Annotated in this window: 16 protein-coding genes; 8 read left to right on the plus strand and 8 right to left on the minus strand. The window is 66.5% G+C overall.

The window, feature by feature from the left end; all coding sequences use genetic code 11:
* Nucleotides 1-12 precede the first annotated feature (12 nt).
* Nucleotides 13-345, minus strand: a complete 333-nt coding sequence (locus F7P65_RS11800) for a hypothetical protein (RefSeq protein ID WP_150291933.1) — start codon at nucleotides 343-345, stop codon at nucleotides 13-15.
* Between the two features lie 52 nt (nucleotides 346-397).
* On the opposite strand from F7P65_RS11800, the gene F7P65_RS11805 reads away from it, so the two are divergent.
* Nucleotides 398-796 (plus strand): low affinity iron permease family protein, encoded by a 399-nt coding sequence (locus F7P65_RS11805; RefSeq protein WP_150291934.1) that lies wholly within the window; start codon nucleotides 398-400, stop codon nucleotides 794-796.
* 281 nt (nucleotides 797-1077) lie between these two features.
* Here F7P65_RS11805 and F7P65_RS11810 read toward each other — a convergent pair whose 3' ends face one another.
* Together F7P65_RS11810 and nhaA are read right to left on the minus strand one after the other, a co-directional pair.
* Nucleotides 1078-1257 carry a hypothetical protein gene (locus tag F7P65_RS11810; protein ID WP_150291935.1) on the minus strand — a complete coding sequence of 60 codons (180 nt, stop codon included), beginning with the start codon at nucleotides 1255-1257 and terminating at the stop codon, nucleotides 1078-1080.
* Between the two features lie 152 nt (nucleotides 1258-1409).
* Entirely contained in the window at nucleotides 1410-2603 is a 1194-nt protein-coding gene (nhaA, locus tag F7P65_RS11815) for a Na+/H+ antiporter NhaA (RefSeq protein ID WP_150291936.1), read from the minus strand.
* A gap of 137 nt (nucleotides 2604-2740) precedes the next feature.
* Between nhaA and F7P65_RS11820 the strand changes: the two genes are divergently transcribed.
* The 4 genes from F7P65_RS11820 to F7P65_RS11835 are packed head-to-tail and all read left to right on the plus strand — an operon-like array spanning nucleotide 2741 to nucleotide 6906.
* On the plus strand, nucleotides 2741-4138 hold the full coding sequence (locus F7P65_RS11820; RefSeq protein WP_150291937.1) for a glycosyl transferase family protein: 1398 nt from the start codon (nucleotides 2741-2743) through the stop codon (nucleotides 4136-4138).
* Nucleotides 4135-5181 (plus strand): hypothetical protein, encoded by a 1047-nt coding sequence (locus F7P65_RS11825; protein ID WP_150291938.1) that lies wholly within the window; start codon nucleotides 4135-4137, stop codon nucleotides 5179-5181. Before F7P65_RS11820 ends, F7P65_RS11825 begins: the two co-directional genes overlap by 4 nt.
* Nucleotides 5182-5230: 49 nt before the next feature.
* A complete protein-coding gene (locus tag F7P65_RS11830) occupies nucleotides 5231-6145 on the plus strand; it encodes a sulfite exporter TauE/SafE family protein (protein WP_150291939.1) in 915 nt (304 codons plus the stop codon).
* 41 nt (nucleotides 6146-6186) lie between these two features.
* Nucleotides 6187-6906 (plus strand): TIGR02186 family protein, encoded by a 720-nt coding sequence (locus F7P65_RS11835; RefSeq protein WP_420853317.1) that lies wholly within the window; start codon nucleotides 6187-6189, stop codon nucleotides 6904-6906.
* Nucleotides 6907-7005: 99 nt separating this feature from the next.
* On the opposite strand, the gene F7P65_RS11840 is transcribed toward F7P65_RS11835, so the two are convergent.
* Nucleotides 7006-7476, minus strand: coding sequence for an Lrp/AsnC family transcriptional regulator (locus F7P65_RS11840; RefSeq protein WP_150291941.1), 471 nt, complete (start codon nucleotides 7474-7476; stop codon nucleotides 7006-7008).
* A 116-nt stretch (nucleotides 7477-7592) separates the two neighbouring features.
* Here F7P65_RS11840 and alr point away from each other — a divergent pair, with 116 nt between their 5' ends.
* From alr to F7P65_RS11855, 3 genes are read left to right on the plus strand one after another with little or no spacing between them, the layout of a single operon-like run.
* Entirely contained in the window at nucleotides 7593-8720 is a 1128-nt protein-coding gene (alr, locus tag F7P65_RS11845) for an alanine racemase (protein WP_150291942.1), read from the plus strand.
* A complete protein-coding gene (locus tag F7P65_RS11850; protein WP_150291943.1) occupies nucleotides 8717-9970 on the plus strand; it encodes a D-amino acid dehydrogenase in 1254 nt (417 codons plus the stop codon). The genes alr and F7P65_RS11850 overlap by 4 nt, the downstream gene beginning before the upstream one ends.
* Before the next feature lie 17 nt (nucleotides 9971-9987).
* A complete protein-coding gene (locus tag F7P65_RS11855; protein ID WP_150291944.1) occupies nucleotides 9988-10338 on the plus strand; it encodes a RidA family protein in 351 nt (116 codons plus the stop codon).
* A gap of 98 nt (nucleotides 10339-10436) precedes the next feature.
* On the opposite strand, the gene F7P65_RS11860 is transcribed toward F7P65_RS11855, so the two are convergent.
* From F7P65_RS11860 to ptsP, 4 genes are read right to left on the minus strand one after another with little or no spacing between them, the layout of a single operon-like run.
* Complete coding sequence (locus tag F7P65_RS11860; RefSeq protein ID WP_150291945.1) at nucleotides 10437-11687, minus strand: carbohydrate porin; 1251 nt, start codon at nucleotides 11685-11687, stop codon at nucleotides 10437-10439.
* An 11-nt stretch (nucleotides 11688-11698) separates the two neighbouring features.
* Complete coding sequence (locus F7P65_RS11865; RefSeq protein ID WP_150291946.1) at nucleotides 11699-13384, minus strand: fructose-specific PTS transporter subunit EIIC; 1686 nt, start codon at nucleotides 13382-13384, stop codon at nucleotides 11699-11701.
* Entirely contained in the window at nucleotides 13381-14316 is a 936-nt protein-coding gene (locus F7P65_RS11870; RefSeq protein WP_150291947.1) for a 1-phosphofructokinase family hexose kinase, read from the minus strand. Before F7P65_RS11870 ends, F7P65_RS11865 begins: the two co-directional genes overlap by 4 nt.
* Entirely contained in the window at nucleotides 14316-16826 is a 2511-nt protein-coding gene (gene ptsP / locus F7P65_RS11875) for a phosphoenolpyruvate--protein phosphotransferase (RefSeq protein ID WP_150291948.1), read from the minus strand. Before ptsP ends, F7P65_RS11870 begins: the two co-directional genes overlap by 1 nt.
* Nucleotides 16827-16876 lie beyond the last annotated feature (50 nt).

Here is a 16876-nt window from a genome sequence, read left to right on the forward strand (position 1 = left end):
TTTATTGCGAAATCAGCGGTCGATGGCGCAGATGAGCGCGGCCTTGCTGGTCACCGCGAAAATCTCCGGATCGTCCAGCGCGCGCACCTTGTAGAGGAAGCGGTCGACGGTCATGTCGCCCATGTGGGACTTGCGGAGCGAGGCCAGCGACTGGAGCCTGCGGAGCTGTCCGATACTCAGCCGGTCCGCCATTCTTTCGGCCATGCAGCCGGCCATGCGAGGCGATATTCCGGCGTCGATCAGCCCGGCGCGCACGCGCGATTCGGGCGAAACGGTCGCGCAGGACGCGAGAAGAAGCGAAGCGCCAAGCCCGCAGGCCAGTGTGCGAAGGGGGATGGTTGTCATGGCGCCTTCATGGCAAGCATGGGCTGAACAGAGGCTAAATGCGGAGCAAGAAATGGATCGAATATTTACTGCTTTTGCGCACCGGGTCTCCAGCTGGTCCGGCCAGCCCATGGCCTTCATCCTGGCGATGCTGGTGATCCTGATATGGGTCGTGACCGGCCCGGTCTTTCAATATTCCGACACCTGGCAACTCATCATCAACACCGGCACGACGATCATCACCTTCCTGATGGTGTTCCTGATCCAGAATGCGCAGAACCGCGACAGTTCCGCGATTCAGGCGAAGATGGACGAATTGATCCGCGCCATCGAAACGGCGCGCAACGAATTCATCGGCATCGAACATCTGACCGATGCGGAACTGGAGAAGATCAAGACGGTTCTGGAAAAGGAATGCGGCGGTGACGACAGGCACCGTCAGTCCATAGGCCGCCTGATCGCCCGGCGGTGATCCGGAGCGCGCTGCGGCAAATTAGACGCAGGTCGCGCGCTGGAGCTTTTTTGTATCGCATCGCTTTCGCGGAAAATCGGTTTCCACTTTTCCGCACGATGTTGACGTTGTTGTCGCATCGTTTCCGCGGAAAACCGGTTCCCACTTTTCCGCACGATGGCGACGTTGTTGTCGCATCGTTTTCGCGGAAAACCGGTTCCCACTTTTCCGCACGATGGCGACGTTGTTGTCGCATCGTTTTCGCGGAAAACTGGCTTCCACTTTTCCGCACGATGCTGCCGCTAATGCGCCAGATCGACCAGCCTCTCATTTTCGCGGCGATAGGCGTCGATCCGGTCGGTATAGCCCCGTGCCAGATCTTCATAGGCCGCCCGGCCCTTGGCAGATCCGCTCAGTTGCGCGCGGATCAATGCCACTTGCTGCCGATGCAGCAGATAATTGACATCCATCTCTCGAATCATATTCGCCCTCCTGATCGCTGAAAGGGATTGGTCAGGGTCTTCGCATCCTTGTGCGATTCGCTCGTTCGGCGGATCGCAGGATAGCATTGCCACCATAAGCGTGCGATTCCATCCAACGCGGCAGCGGAGCGGTCCAACGGATAACCGCGCCGTCAGCGGCGCGATTCCGCCCGTTGCAGGATGATATATCCGAGGACGGCCGAGAGCAACGATCCCGCCAGAATACCGATCTTCGCCTGCTCGACCAGCGCCGGGGACGCGGGGAAAGCCAGCGCGCCGATGAACAGGCTCATGGTGAAGCCGATCCCGCACAGCAGCGCCATGCCGTAAATCTGCGCCCAGCTCGTGCCGGCGGGGCGCCGCGACAGGCGCAGCCGGTCGGCCAGCCAGATGCCGCCGAAAATGCCGATCTGCTTGCCCAGGAACAGGCCGGCTGCGACGCCCAGCGGCAGCGGCGTCAGCAACGCGCCCAGCGCCGCGGCATCGAGCGCGACCCCGGCATTGACGAAGCCGAACAGCGGCACGATCAGATAGGCGCTCCAGGGATGCACGGCATGTTCCAGGCGATGCAAAGGGCTGTCGGCGGCATCGGGCGCGCCCGGCGTCGGCTTGATCGGCACGAACATCGCCGCCAGCACGCCCGCCACGGTCGCGTGCACGCCCGAGAGCAGCGTGAAATACCATAAGGCGGCAAAGGCCAGCATATAGGGCAGCAGCCGCTGGACGCCCAGCCGGTTGAGGCCGAACATCAGCAGGAGCATCACGGCCGCCGCGGCCAGCGCCGCCAGGTCGATGCCCTGCGTATAGGCGAGCGCGATGATCGCCACCGCGCCCATATCGTCGACGATGGCGATCGCGGTCAGCATCAGCTTGAGCGAAGCAGGCACCCTGCGGCCCAGCAGCGCCACCACGCCGATGGCGAAGGCAATGTCTGTCGCCGCCGGGATCGCCCAGCCGCCCGAAAGGCCGGGAGTTCCTCCGGCCAGCAGCAGATAGACGCCGGCGGGAACCGCCATGCCGGCCGCGGCGGCGATGAACGGCAGGCGCCGCCGTTCCCAGGTGGAGAGGCCGCCATCGACCAGCTCCCGCTTGATCTCGAGCCCGACCAGCAGAAAGAAAATCGCCATCAGCCCGTCATTGATCCACAGATGGACGGTCATCGGCCCCAGCTTCGGCGTCCATTCCGGCCCGATTTCCGCATGGACGAACGCGTGGTAGAAATGCCCCGCCTCGCCCGGCAGATTGGCCATCAGCAAAGCGAAAGCCGCCGCCGCCATCAGCAACACCCCGCCTCCGGCTTCGCCGGTCAGGAAATCGCGCAGCGCCGAGGGCCGGCGGGTCAGCATGGTCGCTTGTTCCAGATCATATGACTTTCTCCAGAAAAGCCATCGACAGGTCAAACGCCAAAGTAAATGAATAATCGTTTGAAAATCAATTTGTTGCTGGCATAGCCCGCCGCTGGGGACACAGAAGGGCTTGAAACGTGGGGGAGTTATTCTTCGCCCTGCTGGCGAAGATGCATCACGAAATCCTGCTGTTCGCGGTGGTGGGACTGGCGGTGGGCGGCGTCGATGATTTCATCATCGATATGCTGTTCCTGTGCCGCCACTTATGGCGCAAGCTGACCGTCTATTCCCGCCATCGGCGGATGACGACCGCCACCCTGCCCCCTTCCGCCCATCCAGGGCGCATCGCGATCTTCATTCCCGCCTGGCGCGAGGCGGATGTGATCGGACCGATGCTGCGGCACGCGCTCGCCCATTGGGGAAGGCAGGATTATCGGATTTTCATCGGCCTTTATCCAAACGACCGACCGACGCTGGATGTCATAGCGCCGATGGCGGCGGACGAGGACAGGCTGATCCTCTGCATCAATGAACGGGACGGGCCGACCACCAAGGCGGATTGCCTGAACGTCGTCTGGCGCGCCATGCTGAAGGAAGAAGCCCGCACCGGCGTCCGGTTCAAGGCCATCGTCCTGCATGATGCGGAGGATGTGGTTCATCGCGATGAAATCCGCCTGTTCGACGTGATGACGGATCGGTTCCAGCTCGTCCAGCTTCCGGTTCTGCCCCTGCCCGGTCAGGGCGGCTGGTGGGCAAGGGCGGTTGCCAATCATTATTGTGACGAGTTTGCCGAGAGTCATGGAAAATATCTGACGGTCCGTGAGGCGATGGGCGCCTCCATGCCCTCGGCCGGGGTCGCCTGCGCGTTTGAGCGGACGATGCTGGAGCGCCTGGCGAACCCGGAGAATGGCGGACCGTTCGACCCGGCTTCGCTGACCGAGGATTATGAGGTCGGGCTGCGCATCGGCAATATGGGCGGGCGCGGCGTGTTCGTTCGGATGCGGGACAGCGACGGAAATCTTGTCGCGACCAGGGAATATTTCCCCGACAGTCTGAAGGATGCCGTCACCCAGAAGGCGCGATGGATGGTCGGCATCGCGCTCGCCGGATGGGACCGCATGGGCTGGCAGGGCGGCCCCGCCGAATGGTGGATGCGTATGCGGGACCGGCGCGCCGCGCTTGCCGCCTTCGTCCTGTTCACGGCCTATCTGGCGCTGCTGCTATGGGGCCTGTTGCTGGCAGGCAGCCTGTTCGGGCTGGGCGGCGGTGTCAAAGCGACGCCTGCCATGGAAGCGCTGCTCTGGGTCAATTTCGGCTTCATGATATGGCGAATGGCGATGCGCGCCCTGTTCGTCGGGATGAGCTATGGCTGGGCCTATGGGCTGGGGGCGATGCCGCGCACGATCATCGCCAATATCATTGCGATGATGGCCGCACGGCGCGCGATGATCCTTTACCTCCGCTCGCTGATCGGTAAGCCGTTGACCTGGGACAAGACGCGGCACCGCTTTCCCGATCTGGACTCGGTTGCATGAATCAGACTGCAAGCGGACGGCCGGTTCGCTTCTTCGCGCTTGTCATGGCCGGCTGGATCGCCCTTCGCCTCTTCAGCCAGGGGGGCGATATCGAGGGCGGGTCGGCAGACAGGCCCCTGCCCCCCGCACCTTTGACAATCCGGCCGGTTTCGGCGGAAAGCAGCAATCTGTTGAATTGGCAGGCTGTCGTGGAAGTCACGCAGGGGCGCGAGCGCGTCGTTCGGCATGGGAGATGGAACCATGCTCCGCCAATCGGCACGATGCCGACCCTCTTTCCGCTCGCCACCCAGGTCGAGGCTCGGTTTCCGGCGGCCAGGCCGGCGAAGGACCCCGTCACGCAAGCCGCCCCGGCGATCAATCCGACCCCCGCCCTGCCTTTGGCTTCGCCGCAGGCGGCCAGCCCCGACCGCTGGCATGGCAGCGCCTGGCTGCTCTGGCGCGACGGCAGCGCCACGCGAGCCGATGCCGTGGCGGGCGGGAGGCTTGGCGGGTCGCAGGCGGGGGTCCGCATCGATTTCGACCTGACGCCGCACGCGTCCAGCCGGGCGACAGCGTATGCGCGGGCGAGCGCGGCGCTGAACCGGCCTGCGTCTCCCGAAGCCGCGCTGGGGCTGGCATGGCAACCGGAGCGCGACATCCCGATCCGCTTCGCCGCCGAGCGCCGGATCGCACTGGGCAAGGGCGGGCGCGACGCCAATGCGGTGATGGCGGTGGGCGGGTTCGGACCGGTGCCGGTCGCACCTTCACTGGAAATCGAAGCCTATGCGCAGGGCGGCATGGTCGGTTTCCGGTCGAACGATCTGTTCGTCGATGGCAAGATGTCGCTGCTCTCGCCGGTCAGGGACGCGCCCTTGCGGATCGGCGCCAGCCTGTCGGGCGGCGCGCAGCCGCGGGTCGAGCGGCTGGATGTCGGCCCGGAAGTTCAGCTGCGCCTGCCGATCAAACCCGTCGCGGCGCGGATCAACATCGAATGGCGGGAGCGGATCGCGGGACGGGCAGCGCCAGCCTCCGGCCTTGCGATGACGCTCGGTGCGGATTTTTAAGCGGGGACGCCTTTATCTCTTCGCATATTGCGCTTAACCCCATCCCTCCATGGATCTTTACCTGCCCATCGCCAACCTGTCGGTCAACGCGCTGGTCATCATTGCCCTGGGCGGCGTGGTGGGCCTGCTGTCGGGCATGTTCGGCGTCGGCGGCGGATTCCTGACCACGCCCTTGCTGATATTCTACGGCATTCCACCGACCGTCGCGGCCGCCTCCGCCGCGAGCCAGGTGACGGGCGCCAGCGTGTCGGGCGTCGTCACCCACATGTCGCGCGGCACGGTGGATTTCCGCATGGGCGGCGTGCTGATCGCGGGCGGCGTGGTCGGCGCGGGGCTGGGCGTGCTGATCTTCCGGCTGCTCCAGGCCATCGGCCAGATCGATACGGTGATCGGCATCCTCTATGTGCTGATGCTGGGCGGCATCGGCTCGCTGATGGCGAAGGAATCGATCCAGGCGCTGATCGTGCTGAAAAGCGGCAAGAAGATTCAGGCGCGCAAGCGGCGGCACCATCCGCTGGTCGCGGCGATGCCGATGCGCTGGCGCTTCTATCGCTCCGGCCTCTATATCTCGCCGCTGGCGCCGCTGCTGCTGGGCGTGGCGACGGGCATCCTGACCATGTTGCTGGGCGTGGGCGGCGGCTTCATCCTGGTGCCTGCCATGCTCTATCTGCTGGGCATGACGACCCAGTCGGTGGTCGGCACGTCGCTGTTCCAGATATTGTTCGTCACCATGGCGACGACGATGATGCACGCCATGACCACCCATGCGGTCGATCTGGTGCTGGCGATGCTGTTGCTGATCGGCAGCGTCACCGGCGCGCAGGTGGGGACGCGCCTCTCCATGACGATCCGGCCGGAATATCTGCGCGTCCTCCTGGCCGCCATCGTGCTGCTGGTGGCGGCGCGCATGGCGCTGGGCCTGGGGTTCCGGCCCGATGAACTCTATACGGTCGAGGTCCGGTGAAGCGGCGCGCCCTGCTGCCTGCATTGTTGCTGCTGACGCCGATGCTCCTCGGCGCGGACGAGCCGATGCTGGTGCCCGACGTGTCCCAGCGCGAGGTCGAGATTCAGTACAGCTTCACCGGCGCCGACCTGCTGCTGTTCGGCGCCATCGTCTATCCCGACGGGCGACGGCCCAAAAAGCCCGCCGACATCATGGTGGTGCTGAAAGGCCCCGACCAGTCGATCACCATGCGCGAGAAGCAGAAGGTCGCGGGCATCTGGGTCAATGCCGACAGCGCCCGCTTCCGCTCGGCGCCGAGCTTCTATGCCATCGCCTCCTCCCGGCCGATCGGCAAGGTGGTCGATGAGCGGACCGCGGCAATCTATGAAATGGGCGTGGACAAGCTTCAGCTTTCCCCCTCCTCGCTCAACGACAGCGCCGAACTGGACCGGTTCCAGAAGGGGCTGATCGACCTGCGCCAGCGCTCGGGCCTCTATGTCGAGCAGCAGGGGACGGTGGAGATCACCGACGGCGTGCTCTACCGGGCGCGGCTGCCCCTGTCGGCGCGGGTGATCGTGGGCGATTATACGGCGGAAACCTTTCTGGTGCAGGATGGCCGCGTGGTGGCGGCGGCGGTGCGCGACATCACCATTCGCAAGTCGGGGTTCGAACGCTTCATGGCGGTCGCGGCGGAACAATGGCCATTTTTCTATGGGCTGGTCGCGATGATGCTCGCGGTCGGCATGGGCTGGGCCGCGGGCGCGATTGCCAAGCGGTTTTAGAGCGATTTCCAGTCAGATGGCATCATCTGACGGTTAAGAAATTGCGGTAAAACAAAAGAATAGAGCGTCCCATCTGACTCAGTCAGATCGAAAACCGCTCTAGCGCCGCGCGGCTTTGCGCGGGCGCAGGGCGTCGCGCATGGCGATGCTGCTGTTGATGCGGGTCACGCCGGGCATGCGCGACAGGATTTCGCTGTGGATCGCTTCATAGGCGGAGACGCTGTCGGTCTGGACGCGCAGCCAGTAATCCACCCCGCCTGTCATCAGGAAGCATTCGCGGATTTCCGGGCATTGCCGCACCGCATGTTCGAAGCGGGCGAGATAATCCTCGGTCTGGCGATCCAGCGTCACCTGCACCAGCACGTCGACGGCGCGGCCCTCCTGTTCGATGGGCGCGGTGACGATGGTATAGCCGCGAATGACACCCGCATCCTCCAGCATCCGGATGCGGCGGTGGCAGGCGGAGGGGGACAGGCCGACCTCGGCCGCGATCTCCGAATTGGGGCGGCGGGCGTTGAGGCGCAGCAGGCGGATGATCGAGCGGTCCACGGCGTCGAGCGATTCTGTCATTAATTGCATTTCCTGTGAAGGATCGTCCGATAATTCGCCATTCATAGGCGATCCTTCGAATATATGGGAGCCTATTCGCACGATGGCCCGGTAGCATGGCCGGGAGAGGAAGCATCATGCCGTCCATTGATACCGCCGGAGCCGTGTTGCGCATCGATCTGGACGCGCTGGCCGACAATTACCGGATCATCCAGCGTCAGGTCGCGCCCGCGACGGTGGCCGGGGTGGTGAAGGCCGACGGCTATGGTCTGGGCGCCGAACCTGTCGCCGCGACGCTGATGGACGCGGGATGCCGCCATTTCTTCGTCGCCCTGCTGGGCGAGGCCGTGGCGCTGAAACCGGCCTTGCGGGAAGGGGTGGCGCTGTTCATCCTCAACGGGCTGCAACCGGGCACGGAAGGGGAATGCGCGGCCATCGGCGCGATCCCGGTGCTGAACTCGCTCGACCAGATGGCGCGCTGGGCGCAGCAGGCGCGGGCATTGGGGCGGCGCCTGCCCGCCGCGCTTCAGGTGGACAGCGGCATGGCGCGGCTGGGCCTGCCGCCGGAGGAGGTCGCGATCCTGCTGGCCGAGCCTGAGCGGCTGGAGGGCATCGACCTCAGCCTCATCATGAGCCATCTGGCTTGCGCGGACGATCCCGATGCGGCCTTTAATGCGGTGCAGCGCGACAATTTCGAAGCGCTCGCCCGGCATTTCCCCGACGTGCCCCGCGCGCTCGACAATAGCGGCGGCGCCTTCCTGAAGCGTGGGCATTTCGACCTCGTGCGCGCGGGGATCGCGCTCTATGGCGGCGCGCCACAGGGGACGCCCAATCCCATGCGCCCCGTGGTGGCGCTGGAGACGCGCATCGTCCAGTTGCGCACCATTCCGGCGGGCGCGGGCGTCGGCTATGGCCTCAGCCATCATTGCGAGCGGCCGACGCGGATCGCGACCATCCCGCTGGGCTATGCCGATGGCTGGCCGCGCCATCTGGGCAATGTCGGGTCGGCCTTTATCGGGAGCCGTCGCGTGCCCATCGTCGGGCGGGTGTCGATGGACAGCATCACGCTGGACGTGACCGATGTGCCGGATGTCCTGCTGTATCCCGGCGCGCCGGTGGAGTTGATCGGGCCGCACCAGACGATCGATCAGGTCGCCGCCGACGCCGGCACCATTTCCTATGAAATCCTGACCCGGCTCGGGCAGCGCTATGGCCGGGACATCCGGGAAACGACTGTCCCCCACCAGCGGAGCATCGTGGCATGAAGGTCGTTATTCTCGGCAGCGGCGTGATCGGCGCCACCTCCGCCTGGTATCTCGCGCAGGCCGGGCATGAGGTGACGGTCATAGACCGGCAGGACGGCCCGGCGCTGGAAACCAGCTTCGCCAATGCGGGGGAGATTTCGCCGGGCTATGCCTCCCCCTGGGCGGCGCCGGGGATACCGATGAAGGCGCTGCGCTGGCTGTTCATGCGCCACGCTCCGCTGATCCTGCGGCCGCAGATGGACCTGGCCATGCTGCGCTGGATGGTGGCGATGCTGGGCAACTGCAATGCGCGATCCTATGCCATCAACAAGAGCCGGATGGTCAGGCTGGCGGAATATAGCCGCGACCGGTTGATCGACCTGCGGCGGGAAACGGGCATCGCCTATGATGAGCGGTCGCAGGGCACGTTGCAGCTTTTCCGCGAACAGAAGCAGTTGGACGGCATCGCCAAGGATATTGCGGTGCTGAAGGCCGATGGCGTGCCCTTCGAAGTGCTGGACGCGGCGGGCTGCATCGCCGCCGAACCGGGGCTGGCGGGCAGCGATGTTCCGCTCGCCGGGGGGCTGCGCCTGCCCAATGACGAGACCGGGGATTGTTTCAAGTTCACCAATGCGCTGGCGGAGATGGCCAGGGCGAAGGGCGTGACCTTCCTCAATGGGCGGACCATCGGGCGGATCGCGGTGCAGGACGGCCACGTCAGCCATGTCGAAACCGACAAGGGCCATGTCTTTGCCGACGCTTTTCTGGTGGCGATGGGGAGTTATTCACCGCTGCTGCTGGCGCCGCTGGAGATCAGGCTGCCGGTCTATCCGGTGAAGGGCTATTCGATCACCGTTCCGATTGTGGAAGAAGGGCGGGCGCCGGTGTCGACGCTGCTCGACGAAAGCTACAAGGTGGCGATCACGCGGCTGGGCGACCGGATCAGGGTCGGCGGGATGGCGGAGTTGTCGGGCTATTCCAGGGGGCTGCCCAAGGCGCGGCGCGATACGCTGGAATATTCGATGGGGTCGCTGTTTCCGGGCGCGGGCGATCTGGGCCAGGCCAGCTTCTGGTCGGGACTGCGGCCGATGACGCCGGACAGCACGCCGGTGATCGGGCCGACCGGGATTTCGAACCTCTATCTCAACACGGGCCATGGTACATTGGGGTGGACCATGGCCTGCGGATCGGGGCAGGTGATCGCTGACATCATCGGCGGGCGGAAGCCGGAGATCGAGACCGCCGATCTGGCGATCAGCCGCTATTCTTGACTGAAGGGAGACTTTGCATGACCATCACCCGTATCGACCGTGGGCCGCGCATGAGCGAGGCCGTGATCCATGGCGACACCATCTATCTGGCGGGCCAGATCGGCGCGCCGGGCGAGAGCGTGACCGCGCAGACCAAGGCCGTGCTGGCCGAGATCGACGCCCTGCTGGAGCGCACCGGCAGCAGCAGGAACCATATGCTGATGGCGCAGATCTGGCTGGCGGACATGAATGACTTTGCCGAAATGAACGCGGTCTGGGACGCGTGGATCGCGGAGGCCGAGGCCCCTGCCCGCGCGACCGGCGAAGCGAAGCTGGCCACCCCGGACTATAAGGTGGAGATCATCGTCACCGCCGCCAGGGCGAAGTGATTACGCCGCCTTTTAGCAAGGCGCCATGATGCTGACGCATCAGCACCTTGGAAACGCTCAGGCGCCGCGCGGGCTTATATCAAGGCTCGATGAGCCGCTCATCGAGCCTTGATATTGCGCAGCAACGCCATCGCATCGACGGTGAATTTGAAGCCAAGGATGAAGGCATCCTTCGTCGGCTTGCTGCGGAAGGGCGCGCCGGTCTGGTCGGGGTGCAGTATATATTGGACATTGGGCGACAGCCGGATGGCGGGACCCATCTGCGCGCCATAGGCCAGTTCCATCATATATTGATGGCGGCGGGGCTGGCCGCCGACCGCGCGCATCCGTTCCATGGCGAGATCGCTGAACCGCTGGTCGTTGATGAGGAAGCCCATCGTGTCCTTGTCGCGCCCGGCGAAGGTGCCGGTCTGGACAAGACCCAGTTCGAGGAAATGGCTTTCCTCGACCCGGCCCGACAGGTTGGTCATGGCGACGCCGAAGAGGCTGAGGCCCTTGTCCGAATCCGGACCCGTCAGCTTCTGGTCGAAGCGCACATAGACACCCGAGCGGCCATGGCGGGTCGCGCTCGGGCGGCCGGTCAGGATGGCGACGCCGCCCTGATCGTCGCGCAGCGGATCGGCATAGTCGCCCCGGTCGAACCAGCCGCCGATAATATAATGATGGGCGTCCGTGCTGTGGCTCAGTTCCCAGGGGACGATGACGCCGGTGGCATTCTTCGTGCTGAAGGTAAAGCCATGGTCGCTGGCCCGTTTGCGGTCGGGGTTCACCTCATAGGCGCCGACGTGGAGCATGATTTCGGGGGTGAAATAGGCCTTGGCGTGGATCATCCAGCTTGAGGCGGGGAAATAGGTGAAATTGCTGTTCTTGAACACGAAGGTCGGGTTGCCGCAGCCGCTGTTGCTCTGAAAATTGCAGTAGAGCGGCGAGTTGAGGAAATGAATGTTCGCCTGGCTGCGGCCTGCCTCCACGTCCAGCGCGCCATCGAAGAATGTCTGCTGCCAGGTGAGAATGGCGAGATGGGTGTTCTGCGTGCCCCAGATTTCCTGCACGGAGGTGTTGTTGCCGATGGCGAGGGCGGAAAGATTTTCGCCATGGCGGTTGGTGATGGCGGCGTGGATCGTCGCGCCGCCGATCCCGGCGATCTGGTCGAGATCGACATCGGCGCCGACATAGACCTGCCCGGCATAGGCGGCATCCCGGCGCAGGCCGCCGGACAGGTTGGCGGCCGCTTCGCCGGTGTAGCTGAGCGAGAAGGTGACGGGATCGACCTCCTGCGCGTGGGCGGCGGGCATGGCGAGGGCGGTGGCGGCCGCGCAGCAGGCGGCGCCGAACAGGGTCTTGCGCATGGGTAATCCTTTTATGCGGCGGGGCGCTTGAGCAGGCCGACGAGGATGGCGCTGACCAGCGTTCCGGCGACGATGGCGCCCGCATAGGCGGCGACATGGGTGACGGCGCCGGGGATGGGCAGGACGAACAGGCCGCCATGGGGCACCTTGAGTTCGACGCCCGCGCCCATGGAGATGGCGCCCGCAATGGCGGAGCCTGCCATCAGCGCCGGGATGACGCGCAGCGGATCGCGGGCGGCGAAGGGGATGGCGCCCTCCGTCACGAAGGCGAGGCCCAGGACGGCGGCGGCGCCGCTGGCTTCGCGCTCCTCCAGCGTGAAGCGGTTGCGGAACAGGCGGGTGGCGAGCGCGACCGCCAGCGGCGGGGTCATGCCCGCGGCCATGGTGGCGGCCATGGGGGTGTAGACCTGGGCGGAGATCAGGCCGACGGAGAAGGCATAGCTCGCCTTGTTGACCGGGCCGCCCATGTCGAAGGCCATCATCGCGCCGAGGATCAACCCCAGCAGCAGCGCGCTCGATCCCTGCATGGCGCGCAGCCAGTCCGTCAGGAAGGCCAGCGCCATGGCGACCGGCGTGCCGACCGCGTAGATCATCAAGAGGCCGGTGAGCAGGCTGCCGAGCAGCGGCAGGATCAGCACGGGCTTCAGGCCCTGAAGAGTCTTGGGAAGCTGGATCAGGCGGTTGAGGGCATCGACGCCATAGCCGGCGATGAAGCCCGCCGCGATGCCGCCGAGGAAGCCCGCGCCGAGATTGGCGGCCAGCATCCCGCCGATCATGCCGGGGGCTATGCCGGGGCGATCCGCGATGGAGAAGGCGATATAGCCCGCCAGCGCAGGCACGATCAGGGCGAAGCCGCCCTTGGCGCCGATCTGGAACAGGCTGTGGGCCAGCGTTCCGGCGGCGGCGTCATCATTGGCGTGGATGCCGCCCAGCGCGAAGGCCAGCGCTATCAGCAGGCCACCCGCCACCACGAAGGGCAGCATGAACGATACGCCGGTCATGAGATGCTTGTAGGGACCGGCGCGTTCCTTGGTCATGGGCACGGTCGGCTCGGTGGGAACGCTCTGGAGCTTCGCCTCGCCAAGCGCGCGTTCGATCAGCTTCGCGCCGCCGGTGATGGCGGGCTTGGTGCTGGAGGCGAAGACGCGCTTGTCCGCGAAACGGCTGCGGTCGACTTCGCGGTCGGCGGCGATCAGCACGATGTCGGCTGCGGCGATTTCTTCCGGTGTCAGGGGGTTGCCCGCGCCGACCGAGCCCTGGGTTTCGATGCGAATGGGATAGCCCAGTTGGCGCGCGCCTTCGGTCAGCCCTTCGGCGGCCATGAAGGTGTGGGCGATGCCGGTCGGGCAAGAGGTGACGGCGACGATGCGGGGGCCTGTCAGGGACGGGGCGAGCGGGGTCGCGCTGTCCCTTGCGCCGCCCCCGGCCAGCGCGGCGGCGGGGTCGGCCAGTACGGCCTGCGGCGTCAGGCGGCGGTGGGGGCGGGTTTCGGCGGGGCTGTCCGCGCCCTCCGGCGCGATGAGCAGGAGGTCGCCATCGGCATTGTCCGGCAGCGGGTTGATGACCCCCTGCGCCGTGCGCAGCTCGATCTCGATGGCGCGGCCCTCGGCCTGGGCGGCCTTGCGCAGCGCTTCCCCGGCAAGGACGCCGGTGACGCCGGATTCGCCAGCCTCCACGACCGCGAAAATCCTGCTCATTGCTTCTCTCCTCCGAAGGCTTTCGTCTCGACTTGCGCGGCGAGGGCCTCGATTATGCTTTTGTCCGGCAGATGGGGGCCTGCGCGGCCCAATTTGCCGACGGCGAAGGCGGTGCACAGGCGAGCGATCCGCTCCAGTCCCGCGCCTTCGTCGAGGGCGGCGGCGAGGCCCGCGACCATGGCATCCCCCGCGCCAACCGTGCTTTCGACGCGCTCCGCCGGCAAGCGCGCGTGCAGCGCTTCCTGACGGGTGAGGAACAATGCGCCCCGGTCGCCCATGGAAACGGCGATGAGGGCGACGCCGCGTTCGATCAAGCCGGTGGCGATGCGCTGCGGATCGTCGGGGCCGCCGTGCCATTCGGCCAGTTCATCGGCATTGGGCTTGAGGATGTCGGGCAGAATATCCGCCGCCAGCGCATGGCGGAGCGGTTCGCCGCTGCTGTCGAGCAGGACGCGGGCGCCCCTGGCCTTCAGTGCCGCGGTCAGGCGGGCGTAAATGTCGGGCGGGCAGCCGGGGGGCAGGCTGCCGGACAGGATGACGAGGTCGCCACGGGTCGCCGCGGCTTCCAGCGCTGCCGTGAGCGTTTCCAGGCTCGCCGGGGTTGCGGGGGCGCCGTCCATGTTGATGTCGGTGGTGCCGCTGGGGTCCACCAGCTTCAGGTTGACGCGGGTGCTGCCGGGATGGCGCTGGCAACGGTCAGTGATCGGCTTGGCGGCGAACAGCGCGTCGAAGGGGGCGGCATTTTCCGCGCCCAGCAGGCCCATGGCCGTCACCGGCACACCCCAGTCGGCAAGGCAGCTGGCGACATTGATGCCCTTGCCGCCGGCATCCTGCCGCACGGCGCGGGCACGGTGGACGGCGCCGGGAAGGAGGCGGTCCAGCGTGACCGTCTGGTCGACGGCGGGATGGAGGGTGAGGGTCAGGACGGCCATCACACACCCTCCCCGTCCAGCGCGCGGACCTGCGCGGCGCTGGTGGCATCAAGGGCGCGGGCGGCGAGCGCGCGGAGGTCGCTGAGCGTGCTGGCGCGGATGCGGGCCTTGACGGCGGGAATATCGCGGGGGGTCATGGACAGTTCACTGACGCCGAGGCCGGTCAGCAGCGCCGCGCCGAAGGGATCGCCCGCTATGCCGCCGCAGACGCCGACCCAGCGGTCATGCCTGCGCGCGCCCTCAACAGTCATGGCGATCAGGCGCAGCACGGCGGGATGCAGGCTGTCGGCCTCGCTCGCCAGATCCGGGTTCTGCCGGTCGATGGCGAGCGCATATTGGGTGAGGTCGTTGGTGCCGATGGAGAAGAAATCGGCATGTTCAGCCAGCGCATCGGCTTGCACGGCGGCGGCGGGGACCTCGATCATGATGCCGATGGGGACGTGCGGCGCGTCGAGGTCGGCGCGGATCGCCTCGCAGCGTTCGCGCAGGGTGATGAGTTCGGAGGCCGAGGTGATCATCGGAAACATGATCGACAGGTCGCCGCCGCCCTTTGCCGCCCGGTAGAGGGCCCGCAATTGCGGTTCCAGCAGATCGGGACGGCGCAGCAGCAGCCTTGCGCCGCGCACGCCGAGAAAGGGGTTCTCCTCCCTGGGCAGATCGAGATGCGGCACCTGCTTGTCCCCGCCGATGTCGAGCGCGCGGACGATCAGCGGGCGCCCTTCCAGCGCATCGATCATGCCGCGATAAATGGCGAACTGCTCATCCTCGCCGGGGCTGTCGCCGCGTTCAAGGAACAGGAATTCGGTGCGCATCAGCCCCACCCCTTCCCCACCCTGCGACAAGGCGAAGGGCACCTGATCGGGCCGGTTCACATTGGCGCCGATGGCCAGTTCATGGCCGTCGCCGGTGCGCGCCGGGCTGGCGCGTTCGGCCTCCTCGGCGGCGCGCTTGACCGCGATCTCCGCGATCCAGTCGCGGGCCGAGGCGATGTCCGCTTCGGAGGGGTTGAGCCAGATGCGGCCGCTGTCGCCATCGACGATGGCGGTGGTCCCGGCGGCCTGCGTCAACAGGTCCGCGCCGCCCGCGACGACCGAGGGCAGGCCCAATGTGCGGGCCAGGATCGCGCTGTGCGAGGTCGGGCCGCCCAGCGCGGTCGCGATGCCCGCCACCCGGCTGGTGTCCAGCGTGGCGGTGTCCGAAGGCGACAGGTCCGCCGCCACGATGACGCAGGGCTGGTCGGGCAGTTCGGACAGGGTGCCGACGCCCAGCCCCGGGTCGATATGGGCTAACACGCGCCGGCCGACATCGTGCAAATCGGCGGCGCGTGCAGCCAGCACTGGATTGCCCAGCGCGGAAAGCTGCCCTGCCATGCGGTCGATGGCGCGGTGCCAGGACCAGGCGACGCCATGGCCCTCCACCATCAACTGGCAGGTGAGTGTGATCAGGTCGGTATCGTCCAGCAGCCCCGCCTGCGCCGCGAAAATCGCGGCATCGGCGGCGCCCAGACGGCGGGTGGTGTCGTCGATCAGCGCCTTCATCTGCGCTCGGGTGCGGACCAGCGCATCGTTCAGCAGCGCGCCGCCGGTGACGAGGTCGACCGGCTGGTCGGGCACATCCAGTTCGGCAGCGGCCAGCACATGAACCGGGCCGATGGCAAGGCCGGGGCTGGCGGCGGCGCCCGCGATCATGGCGGGGTTGCCAACCGGCTTCCAGCCGCGCACCGGCGCCTTCGCCTTTTCGGCGGCGCGGGCGGCATCGGCCTTTTCGCGGGCGGTGAGGCCGGTAACGGTCCGCATGAACTGGTTCAGCGCCGGGCGGGCGTCCGCCGAAATGCGGATGCGGTCGCCTGCCTTCAGGCCGAGTTGGAGGAGCGACACGAGGCTGCGCGGGTCGGCCATGTCATCGCCATGGCGGATGCGGATGGGGGTGGCCCCGGCCTTGGCCGCTTCCGACCAGGTCGAGGCCGGGCGGGCGTGCAGACCCGCCGGATAGTCCACCGTCCATTCGACGCTTTCGGCCAGATCGCTGGCTGGCGGCCGGGCTTCGGAAGGGACGGTGTCTTGATCGAGGGCAGCGGCGATGACCGCCGGATCGTCGGTCGCGAGCAGGGTCTGGAGCCGCGCCTCATCCTGAATGAGGCGGGTCAGGCGGCGCAGGATCGCGATATGGCTGTCGGAACTGGCGGCGATGCCGACCACCAGATGGGCGCGCTGGCCGGGGTTCCATTCAACCCCCTCGCGCAGTTGCAGGACGACGATGCCGTCGCGACGCACCAACCCCTTGTCCTCGCCCAGCCCATGCGGGATGGCGACGCCGGAGCCGAGATAGGTGTTCGCCACCGCCTCGCGCCGGACCATGCTCTGCTCATAGCCGGGCGCTACGCAGCCTGCGGCGACCAGGAGCTGGCCCGCTTGCCGGATGGCGTCTTCCTTGCCCGACGCCTGCGCGCCGATGCGGATCAGCTCCTCGGTCCCGGCGCCAGTGCCTGCGCCCAGGGGTTCAGCGATCATGTGATGCACGCCTTTCATGACTTCCTCTCACTTCTTAAGAAAACGTTTTC

Origin of the sequence: Sphingobium estronivorans (genome assembly GCF_008692605.1) — a bacterium.
GTDB classification, from domain to species: Bacteria; Pseudomonadota; Alphaproteobacteria; order Sphingomonadales; family Sphingomonadaceae; genus Sphingobium; species Sphingobium estronivorans.

Coding starts and splice junctions, on each gene's coding strand:
- F7P65_RS11860 (WP_150291945.1), bottom strand. CDS start 11,687: ATGCGCAAGACCCTGTTCGGCGCCGCCTGCTGCGCGGCCGCCACCGCC.
- alr (WP_150291942.1), top strand. CDS start 7,593: ATGCCGTCCATTGATACCGCCGGAGCCGTGTTGCGCATCGATCTGGAC.
- F7P65_RS11840 (WP_150291941.1), bottom strand. CDS start 7,476: ATGACAGAATCGCTCGACGCCGTGGACCGCTCGATCATCCGCCTGCTG.
- F7P65_RS11830 (WP_150291939.1), top strand. CDS start 5,231: ATGGATCTTTACCTGCCCATCGCCAACCTGTCGGTCAACGCGCTGGTC.
- F7P65_RS11805 (WP_150291934.1), top strand. CDS start 398: ATGGATCGAATATTTACTGCTTTTGCGCACCGGGTCTCCAGCTGGTCC.
- F7P65_RS11835 (WP_420853317.1), top strand. CDS start 6,187: ATGCTCCTCGGCGCGGACGAGCCGATGCTGGTGCCCGACGTGTCCCAG.
- F7P65_RS11865 (WP_150291946.1), bottom strand. CDS start 13,384: ATGAGCAGGATTTTCGCGGTCGTGGAGGCTGGCGAATCCGGCGTCACC.
- F7P65_RS11810 (WP_150291935.1), bottom strand. CDS start 1,257: ATGATTCGAGAGATGGATGTCAATTATCTGCTGCATCGGCAGCAAGTG.
- F7P65_RS11800 (WP_150291933.1), bottom strand. CDS start 345: ATGACAACCATCCCCCTTCGCACACTGGCCTGCGGGCTTGGCGCTTCG.
- ptsP (WP_150291948.1), bottom strand. CDS start 16,826: ATGATCGCTGAACCCCTGGGCGCAGGCACTGGCGCCGGGACCGAGGAG.
- F7P65_RS11850 (WP_150291943.1), top strand. CDS start 8,717: ATGAAGGTCGTTATTCTCGGCAGCGGCGTGATCGGCGCCACCTCCGCC.
- F7P65_RS11870 (WP_150291947.1), bottom strand. CDS start 14,316: ATGGCCGTCCTGACCCTCACCCTCCATCCCGCCGTCGACCAGACGGTC.
- F7P65_RS11825 (WP_150291938.1), top strand. CDS start 4,135: ATGAATCAGACTGCAAGCGGACGGCCGGTTCGCTTCTTCGCGCTTGTC.
- nhaA (WP_150291936.1), bottom strand. CDS start 2,603: ATGCTGACCCGCCGGCCCTCGGCGCTGCGCGATTTCCTGACCGGCGAA.
- F7P65_RS11855 (WP_150291944.1), top strand. CDS start 9,988: ATGACCATCACCCGTATCGACCGTGGGCCGCGCATGAGCGAGGCCGTG.